A 15,600-nucleotide genomic window follows, 5' to 3' on the forward strand; every position below is an offset into this window, starting at 1 on the left:
AATAGAAAAATGAATTTATCAGGTTTAGGAGTTTTCCACACAGTTATCGGAGTAACAGCACTTTTAGGCGCTGTATTAGGATTTATCAGCTATGGTAAGATCAATCTTAAAGTATTATCGGGGAAGTTATATTTTTATGCGACAGCCATCACTTCTCTTACGGCATTAGGGATTTCGAAACAAGGTGGCTTCAATGCTGGACATGTTTTTTCGCTCTTCATCTTTGTTCTTGTAATGGTGGCCTATTGGCTGCACGCAACGAAGAAAAGTAGTACGAAGTCTCAGTATTTTGAGAATTTTCTATGGTCATTTAGTTTCTTCTTGTCGCTGGTGCCTGCTGTTAATGAGACCTTTACCAGAGTTCCGGTCGGACATCCCTTGGCAAAGGATATAAATGATCCAATTATTGGACAGACCCTTCTTGTCCTTTTTGTGCTTTTTATTATTGCAGTCATTTTTCAATACTTCAAACAAAAGAAAATCAACACTGGATTGGGGTCAGAACTGAAAAGTCAAGTCTAGCAGAGCTATTTGATCCAGACCATTTCTGAACGCTCATCTTTAGCGCCTTTCGATTCATTTGGTGCTGTAATCTACCCTGTTGTACATTATTTAAAATATGACAAACTAATTTTTTGCTTTTATTGTTTGCTCTTGTAGAAGTTCAACAACATAATCATTTTGAAAATATATGCTTAATTACGATTGTCTAAAAAAATTAAAGATGTGCAACGGAAGAAATAATTCAACGGGATTACTTCTCGCAATGGTGGCGGGAGCAGCAGTTGGTACATTGGTCGGTCTATTAGTGGCACCGAATAGTGGAAAAAAAACGCGGAAAAAAATCAAGGAAAAAACAAGGGACCTCAAAGAACAGGCAAAACACACATACGAAGAAGTAGCCGATAAAGTGAAAGAAGAGTATGATCATGTGTCATCCTCGATTAGCGAAACAGCAGGCCATGTGGCTGATAAGGTCTCAAATGAATTTGATAAGTATAAAGATCAAGTAAGTGAAAAGACCGCCGAAGAAACTAAAGCGATTAAAGATACAATTAAAGATCATAAAGAAAAATAAGCTTTGTCGATTCAAACAGCAGACCGGATAATAACTATTGCTTGGTCTGCTGTTTCTTTTTTTGATCTTCGCCCATAAAATTATAATGTCCATGCCCAGATGGACCGTTTTACTGAATCTAATGGCCATTCGATGGTAACGGTTAGCGTTCATTAACTTAGTGAAAGCCTGCTCGAAATTCCTGAGGCGAAAGTTTGGTTTTTGTTTTAAACAATTTGCTGAATGACTGTGAATGTTCAAAGCCTAATTCATAAGCGATCTGGCTAACAGAAAGTGCCGTTGTTGACAATTTCTCCTTGGCTTTTTCAATTAGTTTTTCGTGAATATGCTGTTGGGTGCTTTGTCCCGTCAGTACCTTAAGCAAACTGCTCAGATACTTGGAGGAAATATTTAAGCTATCTGCAATATATTGAACGGATGGAAGACCCTGTGCGATCAGGCTCTCTGTCGAAAAATAAGCATTCAGCAGTTTTTCCAGGCGATTTAAAACCTGATGATTGGCTTTCTCGCGCGTCAGGAATTGTCGGTTGTAAAAACGCTCCGAATAATTCAGTAATGTTTCAAGGTTTGACACAATAATGTTCTTGCTGAATTTGTCCATATTTGCTCGATATTCCCGTTGGATATTTTCAATAATATCGTTAAGTGTTTTCTCTTCACTGTCTGAAAGAAATAAAGCTTCATTTGCCGAATAATCGAAGAATTCATGCTCTTTAATAGTTTTCGCTAATGTGGTATTCCATAAAAAGTCCGGATGAATAAGCAACATCCACCCGCTTCGGTTGACGTTGGCAGCAGCGTCATTTTCTTCCAGTTTCAGCAATTGATTGGGCGACATAAAACCGAGCACACCATTGTCAAAATCAAAGAGCTGCTGCCCATAGCGCATTTTGCCTGTGATGCCTCTTTTATTGGAAATGACATAAAAATCAAACAATAAGGCCGAAGCATCATCCAAAGGAGAACGTTTCATCTTTGAATAGTCCACAACACTCAGCAATGGATGCTCTGGCTGTGGCAAACCTCTTAATTGATGAAATTCACTGATCGTTTTTATACGCTGTGTTCGACTTTGTGGCATATAACAAATTTATAAATAATTTTGCTGAACATCGTCCAATAAACCGATCTGCGTAGGCGACCAATTTAATTGCTGCTGTGTCTCAAAACTTGTCGCCGGGCTATCGAAGGTGATGAAATGGCTCAGCCATTGGAAATGTTTAACCATATCTTCACCATGTAATGAAGTAACAGGCAGATTTAATTTCGTGCCGATCAGTTCAGCAATTGCGCTGATTTTAATGCCGGTTTCACCAATAGCGTTGTACAATGCCCCAACTTCGGCCTTCTCGGTCGCCTTGCAAAAAACTTTTGCAGCGTCCAAGCGATGAACCGCTGGCCAACGATTGTTTCCATCTAAGGGATAGGCCGAAACACCATGATTGCGCGCAAATTGGATGAGGCTTGATGTGAAGCCTGCCATAAAGCCAAGATCACTGCTGCCATGAACAGAGGGTGGTAAGCGAATCACTGAAGCATGGACACCTTTTGCTGCCAGGGACATTGCCGCAGGTTCTGAACCTCTTGGAGAATTTAGCAGTGTACTTTCCTCTGTGATGAACCCGTTGATAAGTGGTAGACCCAAGGTTCCCGCTGTAATGACAAGCGGTTTTTGTGTACCAAGCAGCTCTTCACCCATGGCATTGATCGCATTGATATCAATTTCGGCAGCTTTTGCATATTCATTTGCAAACATCAGATCGTGGGAAAACCCCGTATGGATGACGGCCTCGGCGTTTGAAGCTGCTTGTTTTAATATATCCAAGTGTTGAAGATCGCCACGGATTACCTGAGCACCTAAATTGGTGATTATCTCTGCTGATTTTTCTGAGCGTGCTAAACCAGTTACTTGATGTCCCGCATCGATCATTTCTTGAACAACTGCTGAACCTATGAAGCCCGAAGCTCCAGTTATAAATACTTTCATAATCTTTTTTTTCTTGAGACAAAGTTCTGTGTAAGGTTGACGGCAGATGTATCCAAATGTCAGAATATTGTAGCCATCTTTCAGAAAATCGATGATCTCGTATTTTGCAAGCCGCGGTACTTTTCAAAAAAGATCCTCTGCCACGAAATAGATATAGTATTCACGAAATAAGTAGGGTGTTAAAGCTTCGGGATGATCAGTCAAATTGTCCCATATACAAACGATAGTATCTACCTTTTTGCTTTAGCAATTCTGTATGCGAACCGAACTCGGCGATTCTCCCTCTTTCGATAAGACAGATGACGTCGGCATTCTTGATGGTCGAGAGTCTATGGGCAATGACGAAGCTTGTTTTGTTTTGCATTAACCGGTCAATACCTTCCTGAATAGCGATTTCAGTTCGTGTATCGATCGAGCTGGTCGCTTCATCCAATATTAAGATTGGCGTATTGGCTATAGTTGCCCGGGCGATGTTAATTAACTGCCGTTGTCCCTGACTCAGATTGGCTCCATCATTGGTCAATTCGGTTTTATACCCTTGCGGCAATTGCATGATAAAGCTATCTGCTGCGGCAAGCTTCGCTGCCGCTATCACTTCGTCATCTGTTGCGCTGAGCCGGCCATACCGGATGTTTTCCATAACCGAATCGGTAAACAAATGGGTGTCCTGAAATACAATAGATAGTTTTTTACGCAGTTCATCGCGATCCAGCTTAAAAATCGATGTCTTATCTAACAGAATATCCCCGGATAGCAAAGGGTAGAAGCGAGGCAGCAAATTGATAATTGTCGACTTGCCGGCACCAGTTTCACCCACAAAAGCGATCTTTTGACCTGGTTTTACGTCGATGTCGATATCAAATAAAACCTGTTTTTCGGGTACATAACCAAAATTTACATGCGATAGTGTCACTTGGCCCTGCACCGGTGCCGGAATTGGCTGCGGATCGACCGTTTCACTTTCAGGCGCCGTATCAATAACGGCAAAAATACGTTCTGCGCCTGCCAACGCTGCCTGTAGGCTATTGTATTGGCTGGAAATCTCATTGACAGGCCGTCCAAATTGCCGTGCATACTGTAAAAATGCAGTTAATCCCCCTAAATCGAATCCACGTGTGATCACTAGAATACCACCTGCGATGGTGGTCAACGCGTAGTTAATGGTGCTCATATTCGCCATCAAAGGCATCATCATGCCAGAATAAAACTGTGCCTTTGTTGCTTTTTCCCGGAGCACTTGATTAAGCTGTTCAAATTGTTCGATGGCGGCGTTTTCGTGCCCGAAGACCTTCACCACCTTTTGTCCGCTGATCATTTCCTCTACATAGCCATTGGCATTGCCGAGTGCAGCTTGGTTGGCGGCAAAGAAACGCTTGCTTTTGTTGATGATCAGTTTCGCCAGATATAACATCAGTGGGATCATGATCAATGCAATAATAGATAGGATAGGGCTGATATACAGCATGAGGCCGAGTGTCCCCAACAAGGTAATTGAGCTGATCAAAAGCTGTGTAATGCTATTATTTAGGGCGTCGCTTACGGTATCCATGTCATTGGTGAAGCGACTCATCAGATCACCATGTTGATGGGTATCGTAAAACTGTAAAGGTAGGTACTGCATGCGGTCGAACAGCTCATTTCGGAGGTTTGAAATCGTTTTCTGCGCAACTTTTATGGTCAGCCGGTATTGCAACATGTTGAAAATTCCTGTAGCGATATAAATTCCGATCATGACGAGGGCGATATGTCCTAGACCAACAATATCTTTTTTAAGTACATAATTGTTGATTGCAGGCCGTAAAAGGTAGTTGCCCGCTAGTGTTCCCGCAGTTCCCAGCAAAAGTGAAATTAAAATCAGCAGGAGCATCAGCCGTTGCGAAGACAGGTAGCGCATCAATCGCCATAGAGCCCTAAATCCCTGTTGAGGCTTTTCATTTTTAATGCGTCTTGAACTTCCGGGGCCGGGTAAACTCACGGGGATGGATTTGTTTGAGGTACTCATTAGGCTTCTTCTTTTTGCAGGTGTTGGGACTGATAAATTTCCTGATAGATGGTATTTGTTTGCAGAAGTACCTCGTGTGATCCGGAACCGACAATGCGGCCTTCTTCCATGACCAATATCTGGTCGGCGTGCATGACGCTAGAAATACGCTGTGCAATAATTAATTGTGTGGTATCCTGCAGATAATTTTTTAAACCTTCACGTATTTTCCGGTCGGTGTCGATGTCCACAGCACTTGTGCTGTCGTCCATAATCAAGATTTTAGGTTTCTTCAATAAAGCCCTGGCAATACATATGCGTTGTTTTTGTCCTCCCGAAACATTGACGCCTCCTTGTCCTAGTAGCGTGTGATATCCGGTGGGGAAGGAGCGTATAAAATCGTCTGCACAGGCAATCCTGGCAACAGCATAAATATCCTCATCCGTTGCCTGCTCATTTCCCCATTTGAGATTTTCTAAAATAGTTCCTGAAAAAAGTTGATTTTGCTGCAAGACAATCGCAATCTGGCTGCGCAGTTCCTGTAGCTGGTAGTTTCTGACATCGATGCCATCGACCAACACGCTACCTTCAGACACATCATACAGTCGTGGGATTAATTGTACCAACGTGCTCTTTCCGGAACCTGTGCCACCTATGATAGCTAAGGTACTCGCAGGCTTCACGTCGAAGCTAATGTTGTCGAGGTTGGGTTTCTCACTTTGTTTGTTGTACCGAAAAGTAACTTGCTGAAAGGCGATCCGTCCTGCTGTGATAGCGTATTTGTTTTGGAGACCTTCCACCGTATCCGTTAAGGAAGGCTGTTTCTCTAAAACTTCTTCAATTCTATCACCCGAAGCGATTGCCCTTGAAATCATCATGAAAGTCAATGAGAGCAACATCAAAGAAATAAGGATCTGTGTGATATAACTTAGAAAGGACATCAGTCCACCAAGCGCAAGCGTTCCGGTCATTACTTTCTGTCCGCCAAACCAGGTCACGGCAACGAGCGACAAGCCCATCACCAATTGCATGACAGGCATAATAAGGACAACGATGCTTGAAGCTTTGGTCGCAACATCCATCAGGTCGAAATTGACTTTGTCGAATTTCTTTTTCTCAAAGTCTTGACGTACAAAAGCTTTAACCACCCGCACATTGAGTAGATTTTCCTGCACAACACTATTGATACGATCGACCGCCTGCTGCATCTTGATAAAAAAGGGGAGCCCTTTGCGTAATAATATGAAAATGCTTAGGGCCAATATAGGCAACGCAATGGCCATCACGATGGACAGATCCTTATTTATAGAAACCGCAAAGATAATGGCAAAAACCATCATAAGTGGTGCCCTGAGGAGCATACGCAGGCACATCATCATGACTTGCTGCATCATATTGGTGTCGTTGGTGAGCCGCGTAGTAAGCGACGCCGAACTGAAATAATCGGTATCCGCAAAAGCAAAAGATTGTATTTTTCGAAACAGGGCAGTCCGGAGATTCGTCGCAAAACCCACAGATGCATGTGCAGAGTAATAGATGTTGCACAAATTGGCAACGATGGCAACGATAGCTAACCCGATCATTGCCAATCCAATTTTCAAAATGTAATTGATATCTTTATGCAAGATTCCGTCATCGACAATAATAGACATTAGACGAGGTTGTACAATTTCGCAAAACACATCTATTATAACGAAAAAGGGAATAATCAAAAAAGCCTTTCTAAATGACTTGGTATAAGGAGTAAACGTGGAAAGCTTCATCTGCTTATATATCCATTAAATCATTTAGTCCAGTTTGTATGCCTGAACACTGTTACACCTAACGGTAGGCACATAAAGCATACCCGAAGATTTGTCGTAACCGATATCGGCGGCATTTATCTTCTTGTCCCGAGTATCAATCAATACCGTATTGGAGCCGTCAGGTTTGACATGATAGATCAGTCCTTGCCAGCCCGAAACTACAAATTCGTTGGGTTTAATTTGTACGACACCGTCCAATCCACCTTCCATACCTTTCGATATCACAGTGGTTTTTTTATCCTGATCTATCTTAACAAGAGCACCATCCGATAACACATACAAGTCTTTGCCGACAGCCAGCAGTCCGTTTGCACCTTTGAGATTTTCGGTATATAGCATAGGGGCGTCATTTTCAATGCGATAGACTTTTCCAAGTCGCGTATCACTAACATAAACAATACCCTTTGAGTCAACTGTAATGTCATTGAGCAGCTCAGCACCATCGATGGTAATTCTTTTAACGATGCTTGCTTTATCTATATCGATGACGGCAATCGATTTAGCGAATGCTTCTGCTGCATAGAGCCGGTTTTTGTGGATTCCTATGCCCAAAACAGCATTTAATCCTGTCACCCAATCTTTTTTGATAAATTTTCCGTCCATATCCAGTTTACTGATGAATGCCGTTGTGTTAGGTTCGAAAGCAATCGTATTTGATACATAGAGTACTTTGTTTTTGGCATCTACCCACACGGACTCTGGAGATCTTAGGGTAGTGTCCGATTGCCATTGAGACGTTAAAGACTTCTGTCCAAACAGGACTTGTACAAACATGATAAGGGTTAATGTTAACGTAATTTTCATAGAAAATCGGATTGGTGTTTATATTAGTTTAATTTATTCGAGTTAAAAAACGACTACTCAAATGAACTTTTGGTCTTCTGTTAAAGAAGAAATAGTTGTAGTCAAAAAAATCGACCATTGAGCTCCTTTAATATACAGCATTTAGATCGTATTGTTTTCTTTTTTCGAAAGAAAATCTTGTCAGATCACTTAGATCAATTACTGCTTTATAATTAAATTGCTGTAATATTGCTGATCTACAGTTTTGCAATAATAGACCAACCTCCCCACAATAAGTCAACTTTTAACGAACACAATTGGTTTATATAGTTTAATAGTACGGCCGAATCTTCGTTATGAAGATTCGGTTTTTTATAGGGTTTTATTATCCGATCAGAAAAGCACTTTTCATTTTCAATTCAGACTTTCTTTAGTAACTTTAATCTATAATGAACGTTGCGCTTACCGTTTATAAAACTTCGCAGCATACGTTTTGTCTTGTACAGCGTTGGTCGGCAAGGTTGTCATGTACCATCCTTGGTCCTAGGTCCAAGGGTATTCATCGACCTAAATTCAGACGATGTTGGGCTGGTTTCGTGTAGCTATAGATTGTCATGTTTCAAAAAAAAATAAAAAAAATGCTCTTTATAATTTTATTCATCGTGGCGGTAGTCGCCGCAGGTGTAGCCTATTATTTATTCACCAATGGTAATGTTAAAGTAGATATGGCCTTGAAGTCAGCTACGCTATATGATTTTAAAGTGAAAGGGTTGGATGGCTCGTCCATCGATTTTGCGCAATTTAAAGGTAAAAAGATACTTGTTGTAAACACCGCTTCTAAATGTGGGTTTACACCACAGTACGAGGGACTTGAACGTTTGTATAAAAGATTCAGTGATAAGTTAGTCATTGTAGGTTTTCCATCAAATGATTTTTTGGACCAAGAACCTGATAAAGATGCCGAAATAGCTGCTTTTTGTCAACGGAATTACGGCGTAACTTTTCCGATGGCAGCAAAGATTGATGTTAAAGGAAAGCGGCAAGCGCCTATTTATCAGTGGTTAACCAATAAAAGCTTGAACGGCGTAGAAAGTTCTGCTGTCCTGTGGAATTTTCAGAAATATCTGATCGATGAAAACGGCAGGCTTATCAAGCATTTTCCTCCAAAAACAGATCCTGAAGATCCAGCAATTGTAGCGCTGATCGATTAGTATTAATTTGAGTAGAATCCTAATTTTCTACGTAATTCGGTATGGTCCATTTTGCCATATGCCAATTTACTTTATACGGATAGGATTCATAAAATGAGTCATCCTCCGTTATTGTAAAACCCTGTTCAGCATTGACTTTAGCCTCCCGCATGATTTTTTCGGCATTGACGACATCATTTTTCTGTAGTAAGCAGAGTCCTTTATAATATTTTGCATCTGAAAAATTTACATAATCATGCAGGGCCTTGTCGAAATATAAAATTGCCTTGTCATAATTCCTTAATTCATATTGAATGATACCCATATAAAATAAATCCAAAAAATGAATCCAGTTCTCTCCGCGATCTTTTATTGTTTTTTCGAAGTCTTTTGTCAAGATTTGTGCTGCTTTTTCAAAATTGTTTTGTTGTAAATAGCATAATGAAATGTAAAACTGATAAGAGTGATCATTTTGATAACCGTAGCCAAATTCTTTTTCGGCCATTTCCATATCGGTGATTGCACTTGTGTAGTCTCTTTGAAAAATACATTTTAAATAGCCTCTTCTTCCGAGGTAGCTTTCTCGGTCATAAAGGACCGCTTTATTATAGCATTGTAATGCTAGATTATATTTTTTCATTTTCCAATACGGAAGAGCCTTGTTTTGCCATAATATAGCAATGGTTGAATCCCTTTGAAGGGCTTTATTGATATTATCCTCCCACCCCTGTAGGGTATAGTGATAGCGGTAAGCACCGTTTTTGAGGTATTTTTCTATGATGACTTCTTGCTTGGTTTGACTGCATCCCGATGAAAATACTAGTAACAATAGGAGTGAAGAAATTATTTTCATATTTTATTTATATTAGAAAATATTTTGTTGTACCAGACATAACGTCTTGGAATTATCGCCAGCGAACTCTTTTTTTGCTCGCTTCAAGCCCCAAGGCCATCTTACCGGATCCGGGAGGTGCTACCACATGTAAATGACCATCTTTAAGATACTCCAATAATTTTCGAAATACCCGTAATTGGTATTTGCGCCGTGAATATTTGAATTTAATTGCTTTAGGGTATTTAGTCAATAGATTCGGATAATTTAAAATTTACACCATATTGCAGCGCAATATACTAATTTTAGTTGCAAATGCGATTTGCAGGAAAGGCTTGTGAAATTACCTCTATTGACCTCGAATGTAAGCGACTCACCTCTTGTACCCGAACAGTGCTATGTCCGTGCTTGATCTGTACAGCCTCCAAAAATAGGCTAGTTTTAAGCTCTGAATTTTAGCAAGATGTTCGTTAAAAGTGAATAATAGACGGGGGGATTTTGGCACCGTTTTTATCTGCTGTTAGGCTTATTGGAAGGCATAATAATTACTATTCGCCGAGATTGACTTTATATTCGTGTATCAGTGCCAGAAAATAACTTGATATCTTTGTAAGCGTACTTGAAGGAGTTATCAATGCATAAACAAAACGTTATCTCGGTTATATTATTCATAAAACCAAGAAATCAGCAACAGCAATTATAAAATACGAAGTAATATGGGAAAAATTATATTCAGATTTTGGTTGGTTAATGTATTGATAAGTTTCGCGCTATTTATACTGTACCGACTTGTTATCGCAGAGACGGATACGGCTGCTACGGGATTTCTGGAGACAATCATCGTTATTCTGGATATTATTGTCAATTTGGGTTTTTCAACAATATATCTTTTCGCGGTGACTTTATGTTCCTTACTATTTTTTCTAAATCATATCGAAAAAATTCGCCGTAATAAAGCATTATCGTTTTTGACATTTTCGGGAATACCGGCTGTTTGCCTGGTCTTACTGATCATTTATATTTTGGTTGGATTTTATAAATATCATATGGTTCTTGACCCGTTAAAAATGCTGCTTCTGTTCTCCATTATTTATCTAGCCAGCACCATCTTAGAATTTATCCTATTCCGGAAAATAATCAAAAAACAGCAGGCTGGCCCGAAAGTTCAGCAATAAACCGCATTATTATGTTATCCCTTCCTGGCATATCTACTGTCCTTTACAAAAAAACGCAGGGGTAGGACTGCGTGCTCCTGAGCATAAGCGATACCGATTCGTGCTGCTTTTCCGATTTGTGCTGAACTGTATTTTATTCCCTGATCTTCAACCCATATGCTATCACCGGTCAATAATACGCCATTAAATGAAGCGTCAATTCCCAAAGCTTTAGCCGTAGATCCCGGTCCGTTGGAGAAGGAGGGTTTTTCGGGCCGCACGGGTCTCCGCAATGCCATTACGTCAATGCCAACCAACGGTTCAATCCCTCTAATTAGAACGCATTGGGGATCGTCTGCTCCAGAAGTCACAATATTCAACAGATGGTGAATACCATAACAGAGGTATACATAGGCGACGCCACCGTCCTTGTACATCGGCTCGGTTCTCGATGTTCTCTTTCCGTTAAATGCATGGGATGCTTTATCCATAATGCCAAAGTAAGCTTCGGTTTCGACAATTCTACCCGCTGTTACCAGGCCATCTTTTTGCGTATAGAGAACTTTTCCTAACAGATCTTCCGCCAGGAAGATGGTATTTGTATTAGTATAATAAGATTGAGGTAGTTTAACCATTCTTTATCCTTCAAACTGTCAACGATTATGTTCGTCGCATGACGGTGATTAAATATAGGGAAAATCATTTGATTCACTATTCATTAGCCAATCAAATGATTTCAAGGCTTATATTCCGAAGCAGATGAAAAACCTGTTTATCTTAATTTTCGTGTTTCCTTAGCAGATGTTATTGGTAAGACGGCGCAGTTTGAGAAACAATAAGTACAGTATCTGTTGTGTAGATTATTTTAAAAAGCTATTCAGGAAACCTAAAATGACACTTGTCTGGCTCATCAGACTGACATGGCCCTGTCCTGGGATAATGGCTAATTGGGATTTCGGCATTTGTCCAAAGTCACCAACTACTGCACCGCCCAATAATTGATATGTTTTTACCAGCTCGATCTTGTCTAGACCGTCGTTGTCTCCAGCAATCAAGAGTACAGGTGAAGATATTTTGGCAATATTTGCGTCTCCCAGATCATATGGTTGCTGTGCCAATGAGATCATCTGTTCCAAAAATTTTGTCCACTTTGTTTTGTCGGGAGCAACGGTTTCATAGGCTTGCTGCATCGGACTATTTTCAAATAATGCTGGTTTCATGTTCTGGAAGGCTTTGTTAATTTCCGGCATCCATCCCTTACTTTTATAGGTAGCAGAAATAATGACTAATTCATCTAAGCGCTTCGGATACTGAATGGCAAATTGGTAAGCTACTGCCCCTCCAAAGCTGTAGCCAAGCACTGCAGCATGTTCAATTTTCAGATAATCCATCACTTTGGCAACATCAGTTGCAAGTATGGCGTGGTCAAATTTTCTATCAGAATAGGGTGAATGGCCATGGCCCTGCAACTCAATGGCGATGACTTTCCTGTTTTTTGACAGTTCGGGTATGAGCTGACTCCAGTTGGTGCTGATGGTCATAAAAGCGCCGTGTAATAATACAATCGGTTTTCCAGTACCATAAACTTCATAATATACCTTGATGTCCTTAAGGTGTACTAAACCTTGAGCCGAGGGTTTAATTTGGGCATAAGATTGCATAACAGTAATCATCATAATGATATAAAGTAATGATTTAAAAATAGTATTGGTTTTGATACGTGTGTTCATAACGAATTTATTTAAAATGTACATGACAAATATCATTACGATTTCCCAGGAAGATACTGTGGAAATACGACAAATATAGGGGCGATTGCGTCAGAAACGCAAGCAGACAGTTCGTTAAAAAAAGATCGGAGCGCGATAATACCGAGGGGAGGATTTCGTATCGTCGGGGCAGTTGAGGTGTAATTAAGAAAGACAGGGACCAATATCCTACACCAGCCCCTGTGTTTTGCTATTATTTCAACTTATCTTTTACACTTTTAGCATGATCTAAGTGGTTTCTAAGTGTTGGTAGAGTTTTATCTACAAACGCTTTCAGCTCGGTATCTTTAAGGTTTTTACTAGCGTCCTCAAACAGCTTGATATCCTTTTCATGGTCTTTAACCATATCTTCGATATACGATTTATCGAAGTCTCCGGGCGACTTTTTGGACAATTCATCCTTCAAATTTTGCTCATCTGTACCCAAGGTGGCTGGTAGCGTGATATTTTTTGCTTGTGCAAGCGTGGCAAGTTCATCATTTGCTTTGGAATGATCTTTAACCATCATTTCGCCGAAGGCTTTTACATCTAGATGCTGGCCTTTTTCCTTTGCCAGTTTTCCAAGTTCTACCTCAGCCATGCCACCGTTCGCTGCTTCAGTAACGAATTTTGCATCGTCTTCACTGACAGCAACAGGCGTCGTTGCCGTATTATTATCGTCTATGTTTTCTGGTGCTTTTGTTTCGTTGATACTGTCGGCTGTTTTTTTGCTGTCGTTATTTGCATTGCCGCAACTTTGGACAGCAACAATAGAAAATGCAATTGCTAGGGTCAAAAATATTCTTTTCATGATCTTATGAGTTTTGATTTCTAGATAAACAGTGGTCAAAACAGTATCGTTTCAAAAAAATGACCAACACAACTATTTCATATTACATTAACACCTCTTTTAGCTTCAAAAATTTAATGGTGATACCCAGCTGACCCAGATGGTAAAAATCGTGATGGATAAGGCCTGTCAGGAGGTATTTGAGATTATGCGGGAAATCAGGATTCGCATGTTTATAGGGTTGTTCGAGGAAGGAATCGTCTTTGCCGTTGAGAAAGTGAATAACGTGTCGCTGACTATCCCAGAAATCTTCCAACAGCTTTTTCCAACCTGTTGTCTTCAGTTCGTCATTCGTTCGCCAATTCCTAGCTTCGTTCATTTCGAGTCCCCGTGGATTTCCCTTCAAACGGCTCAGAACCTCCTTACGCCATTCAATGAGATGCGACATCAGTTCCGCTACACTGTGCATTTCTGGGATAGGACGCTCATAAACAGATGATTCGGTCACCGTAGCTAATTTTTTTTCAAAATTTTCATCGATCCATAGATCGGCGTGCTCCACATCCTTTAATTGCTGAATGATATCTTTTATCAGAATAGTGCTCATAATGACTTAGTTTTAAAATGATTAAGTTTGAGATTTTAGAAAGTAAACCAAACTATACAGGAATTAGTTTTAACCAATTGTGCATTCGTTTAAAATGCTAACATTGTACTGAAGAATTTCAGCTAGCAACGCTGGAATAGTTGCGGTGTGAAAAGGTTCTAGGGAAGATGTAATCAGTTGAAAACTATTATTTGCTGAATCTTGTCCTTCTATCGAGATTCCTTAGGAAAGGCAATCGCTTTATGATCCGGGCTCATACCCGCGTTTTATGGTCTCGAACAATCGAATTGAAATGGCTGATCAAAGATCCACAGCACGTCTGTCTATCAACGAATTAATGAAACAGGCTAAATTGTTAGAATCCGAAGGCAAATTGGAGGATGCTGTCAAAAACTATCATACAGTTATCGCAAAGGATAAGCTGCATACCGCTGCATATAATCGGCTCATGATTGTATATCATAGGCAGAAAATGTACAAGAAAGAGCTAAGTACGATAAAGAAGGCGCTCGCCGCCTATGAAAATGATCTGTTGAAAGATCAGCGCAAATGGAAGAAGCTGAACGGTGGGACAGCGGACTTAAGTCAGCGTTTGGCGAAAGTACTGGGATTAATGCAGGAGGGTGGCCTCCCAAGATATGAAGAACCGCAAGTCATGGCCTGGAGAAAGCGTTTGGAAAGGGTAGAGCAAGTTATCAAAAAGACAAAGGTGTAAAGACCAAGGCGCTTTAAATTTGTTATAAAATCGTAAACGAAATTGTAGATGCTGCTGTTCAACTATAAAACTCATTAGTTTTAATAAATCGATATTGAGCCGAAACCCATTTTAGAAATGACGATGAAATACATATTCTGCACGGTTGAAACACCCAAAAATTCAAATGCCAAATACAACTATGAGCCAAAATGTGGCGGATTTGTTCTAGCAAAATACCTTCCTTTGGGTTCGGTTTTCCCCTATGATTTCGGTTTTATCCCGGGCACGGTAGGAGAGGATGGTGACCCCTTGGATATTATCGTTATTTCGGAACAAGGGACGTTTCCTGGCTGTATATTGAAATGCAGAATCATTGGTGCAATAAAGGCGATACAGCAGGATAAAGATGGCGACACTGTCGAAAATGACCGGTTTTTGGTTGTGCCAGAGGCTTCAGCCGTCTTTGGTCACATTCATCGTGTCGCCCAATTGCCTGAAACCGTGCTCGATGAACTGCAACAGTTCTTCATAAATTATAATAAACAGGAAGGCAAAAATTTCCAGCCTTTGAAAATTCTAAGTGCTAAAGATGCATGTAAGGCGATAGAAAAAGCAAAAAGTAACAGCCAGCCCATCAAAAAAATTGAACTTTTTCTTCCACTCTACGATGCGTCGGGAACACCCTTCTCCGCTCAACTATTTCAGGATATTAGTAAGCAGCTCATTAAAGACTTTGGTGGGATAACAGCTTATACGCGTGCCCCTGCCATTGGTATATGGGTCGATCCTAAAAAACAGCCAATTAAAGACGAGAATGTGGTTTATGAAATCATGGTTGCTGAAATCGACCATGCCTACTGGAAACAATTCAAGAAAAAACTCGAATTACAATTTGCCCAAAAAGAGTTAGTTATTAGGCAAAGTGAGGTCGGGCTGCTCTAGTCGCTA

At 40.4% G+C, this 15,600-nt stretch carries 16 protein-coding genes; 6 read left to right on the top strand and 10 right to left on the bottom strand.

Going from position 1 to position 15,600, the window contains the following annotated elements; all coding sequences use genetic code 11:
* Positions 1-9 precede the first annotated feature (9 nt).
* The gene (locus AAW12_RS22670) at positions 10-522 is read left to right on the top strand and encodes a hypothetical protein (protein ID WP_046676388.1); all 513 of its coding nucleotides are present in this window, start codon (positions 10-12) and stop codon (positions 520-522) included.
* A 202-nt stretch (positions 523-724) separates the two neighbouring features.
* Positions 725-1,078, top strand: a complete 354-nt coding sequence (locus tag AAW12_RS22675; RefSeq protein WP_046675933.1) for a YtxH domain-containing protein — start codon at positions 725-727, stop codon at positions 1,076-1,078.
* 157 nt (positions 1,079-1,235) lie between these two features.
* Here the strand turns inward: AAW12_RS22675 and AAW12_RS22680 are convergent, their stop codons facing one another.
* The 5 genes from AAW12_RS22680 to AAW12_RS22700 all read right to left on the bottom strand — a co-directional run bounded on the left by AAW12_RS22680 (position 1,236) and on the right by AAW12_RS22700 (position 7,655).
* Positions 1,236-2,159 (bottom strand): helix-turn-helix domain-containing protein, encoded by a 924-nt coding sequence (locus AAW12_RS22680; protein ID WP_046675934.1) that lies wholly within the window; start codon positions 2,157-2,159, stop codon positions 1,236-1,238.
* A 9-nt stretch (positions 2,160-2,168) separates the two neighbouring features.
* Positions 2,169-3,065 carry an SDR family oxidoreductase gene (locus tag AAW12_RS22685; RefSeq protein ID WP_046675935.1) on the bottom strand — a complete coding sequence of 299 codons (897 nt, stop codon included), beginning with the start codon at positions 3,063-3,065 and terminating at the stop codon, positions 2,169-2,171.
* A gap of 196 nt (positions 3,066-3,261) precedes the next feature.
* On the bottom strand, positions 3,262-5,067 hold the full coding sequence (locus AAW12_RS22690) for an ABC transporter ATP-binding protein (RefSeq protein ID WP_046675936.1): 1,806 nt from the start codon (positions 5,065-5,067) through the stop codon (positions 3,262-3,264).
* On the bottom strand, positions 5,067-6,809 hold the full coding sequence (locus AAW12_RS22695) for an ABC transporter ATP-binding protein (protein WP_046675937.1): 1,743 nt from the start codon (positions 6,807-6,809) through the stop codon (positions 5,067-5,069). The genes AAW12_RS22690 and AAW12_RS22695 overlap by 1 nt, the downstream gene beginning before the upstream one ends.
* A 24-nt stretch (positions 6,810-6,833) precedes the next feature.
* A complete protein-coding gene (locus AAW12_RS22700) occupies positions 6,834-7,655 on the bottom strand; it encodes an ATP/GTP-binding protein (protein ID WP_156167735.1) in 822 nt (273 codons plus the stop codon).
* Positions 7,656-8,272: 617 nt separating this feature from the next.
* On the opposite strand from AAW12_RS22700, the gene AAW12_RS22705 reads away from it, so the two are divergent.
* Complete coding sequence (locus AAW12_RS22705) at positions 8,273-8,845, top strand: glutathione peroxidase (protein ID WP_053004028.1); 573 nt, start codon at positions 8,273-8,275, stop codon at positions 8,843-8,845.
* A 19-nt stretch (positions 8,846-8,864) separates the two neighbouring features.
* Here AAW12_RS22705 and AAW12_RS22710 read toward each other — a convergent pair whose 3' ends face one another.
* Positions 8,865-9,677 carry a tetratricopeptide repeat protein gene (locus tag AAW12_RS22710; RefSeq protein WP_046675939.1) on the bottom strand — a complete coding sequence of 271 codons (813 nt, stop codon included), beginning with the start codon at positions 9,675-9,677 and terminating at the stop codon, positions 8,865-8,867.
* A 695-nt stretch (positions 9,678-10,372) separates the two neighbouring features.
* Here AAW12_RS22710 and AAW12_RS22715 point away from each other — a divergent pair.
* The gene (locus tag AAW12_RS22715; RefSeq protein ID WP_046675940.1) at positions 10,373-10,831 is read left to right on the top strand and encodes a hypothetical protein; all 459 of its coding nucleotides are present in this window, start codon (positions 10,373-10,375) and stop codon (positions 10,829-10,831) included.
* Positions 10,832-10,845: 14 nt separating this feature from the next.
* Here the strand turns inward: AAW12_RS22715 and AAW12_RS22720 are convergent, their stop codons facing one another.
* The 4 genes from AAW12_RS22720 to AAW12_RS22735 all read right to left on the bottom strand — a co-directional run bounded on the left by AAW12_RS22720 (position 10,846) and on the right by AAW12_RS22735 (position 13,955).
* Positions 10,846-11,445: a DNA-3-methyladenine glycosylase gene (locus AAW12_RS22720; protein ID WP_046675941.1), complete on the bottom strand. Its 600-nt coding sequence runs from the start codon at positions 11,443-11,445 to the stop codon at positions 10,846-10,848.
* A gap of 225 nt (positions 11,446-11,670) precedes the next feature.
* Complete coding sequence (locus tag AAW12_RS22725; RefSeq protein WP_046676390.1) at positions 11,671-12,540, bottom strand: alpha/beta fold hydrolase; 870 nt, start codon at positions 12,538-12,540, stop codon at positions 11,671-11,673.
* A gap of 232 nt (positions 12,541-12,772) precedes the next feature.
* Entirely contained in the window at positions 12,773-13,369 is a 597-nt protein-coding gene (locus AAW12_RS22730; RefSeq protein WP_046675942.1) for a DUF4142 domain-containing protein, read from the bottom strand.
* An 82-nt stretch (positions 13,370-13,451) separates the two neighbouring features.
* Positions 13,452-13,955 (bottom strand): DinB family protein, encoded by a 504-nt coding sequence (locus AAW12_RS22735; protein WP_046675943.1) that lies wholly within the window; start codon positions 13,953-13,955, stop codon positions 13,452-13,454.
* A 292-nt stretch (positions 13,956-14,247) separates the two neighbouring features.
* Between AAW12_RS22735 and AAW12_RS22740 the strand changes: the two genes are divergently transcribed.
* Positions 14,248-14,670 (top strand): hypothetical protein, encoded by a 423-nt coding sequence (locus AAW12_RS22740; RefSeq protein WP_156167736.1) that lies wholly within the window; start codon positions 14,248-14,250, stop codon positions 14,668-14,670.
* 123 nt (positions 14,671-14,793) lie between these two features.
* A complete protein-coding gene (locus AAW12_RS25825; RefSeq protein WP_197084143.1) occupies positions 14,794-15,594 on the top strand; it encodes an inorganic diphosphatase in 801 nt (266 codons plus the stop codon).
* Positions 15,595-15,600 lie beyond the last annotated feature (6 nt).

The organism is Sphingobacterium sp. Ag1, from assembly GCF_000988325.1.
GTDB lineage: Bacteria > Bacteroidota > Bacteroidia > Sphingobacteriales > Sphingobacteriaceae > Sphingobacterium.

What these genes read in the sequence shown, in the direction of transcription:
- AAW12_RS22735 (WP_046675943.1), bottom strand. Translation starts at nt 13,955, where the DNA reads ATGAGCACTATTCTGATAAAAGATATCATTCAGCAATTAAAGGATGTG.
- AAW12_RS22680 (WP_046675934.1), bottom strand. Translation starts at nt 2,159, where the DNA reads ATGCCACAAAGTCGAACACAGCGTATAAAAACGATCAGTGAATTTCAT.
- AAW12_RS22695 (WP_046675937.1), bottom strand. Translation starts at nt 6,809, where the DNA reads ATGAAGCTTTCCACGTTTACTCCTTATACCAAGTCATTTAGAAAGGCT.
- AAW12_RS25825 (WP_197084143.1), top strand. Translation starts at nt 14,794, where the DNA reads ATGAAATACATATTCTGCACGGTTGAAACACCCAAAAATTCAAATGCC.
- AAW12_RS22730 (WP_046675942.1), bottom strand. Translation starts at nt 13,369, where the DNA reads ATGAAAAGAATATTTTTGACCCTAGCAATTGCATTTTCTATTGTTGCT.
- AAW12_RS22720 (WP_046675941.1), bottom strand. Translation starts at nt 11,445, where the DNA reads ATGGTTAAACTACCTCAATCTTATTATACTAATACAAATACCATCTTC.
- AAW12_RS22670 (WP_046676388.1), top strand. Translation starts at nt 10, where the DNA reads ATGAATTTATCAGGTTTAGGAGTTTTCCACACAGTTATCGGAGTAACA.
- AAW12_RS22685 (WP_046675935.1), bottom strand. Translation starts at nt 3,065, where the DNA reads ATGAAAGTATTTATAACTGGAGCTTCGGGCTTCATAGGTTCAGCAGTT.
- AAW12_RS22690 (WP_046675936.1), bottom strand. Translation starts at nt 5,067, where the DNA reads ATGAGTACCTCAAACAAATCCATCCCCGTGAGTTTACCCGGCCCCGGA.
- AAW12_RS22725 (WP_046676390.1), bottom strand. Translation starts at nt 12,540, where the DNA reads ATGAACACACGTATCAAAACCAATACTATTTTTAAATCATTACTTTAT.
- AAW12_RS22740 (WP_156167736.1), top strand. Translation starts at nt 14,248, where the DNA reads ATGGCTGATCAAAGATCCACAGCACGTCTGTCTATCAACGAATTAATG.
- AAW12_RS22705 (WP_053004028.1), top strand. Translation starts at nt 8,273, where the DNA reads ATGCTCTTTATAATTTTATTCATCGTGGCGGTAGTCGCCGCAGGTGTA.
- AAW12_RS22715 (WP_046675940.1), top strand. Translation starts at nt 10,373, where the DNA reads ATGGGAAAAATTATATTCAGATTTTGGTTGGTTAATGTATTGATAAGT.
- AAW12_RS22700 (WP_156167735.1), bottom strand. Translation starts at nt 7,655, where the DNA reads ATGAAAATTACGTTAACATTAACCCTTATCATGTTTGTACAAGTCCTG.
- AAW12_RS22710 (WP_046675939.1), bottom strand. Translation starts at nt 9,677, where the DNA reads ATGAAAATAATTTCTTCACTCCTATTGTTACTAGTATTTTCATCGGGA.
- AAW12_RS22675 (WP_046675933.1), top strand. Translation starts at nt 725, where the DNA reads ATGTGCAACGGAAGAAATAATTCAACGGGATTACTTCTCGCAATGGTG.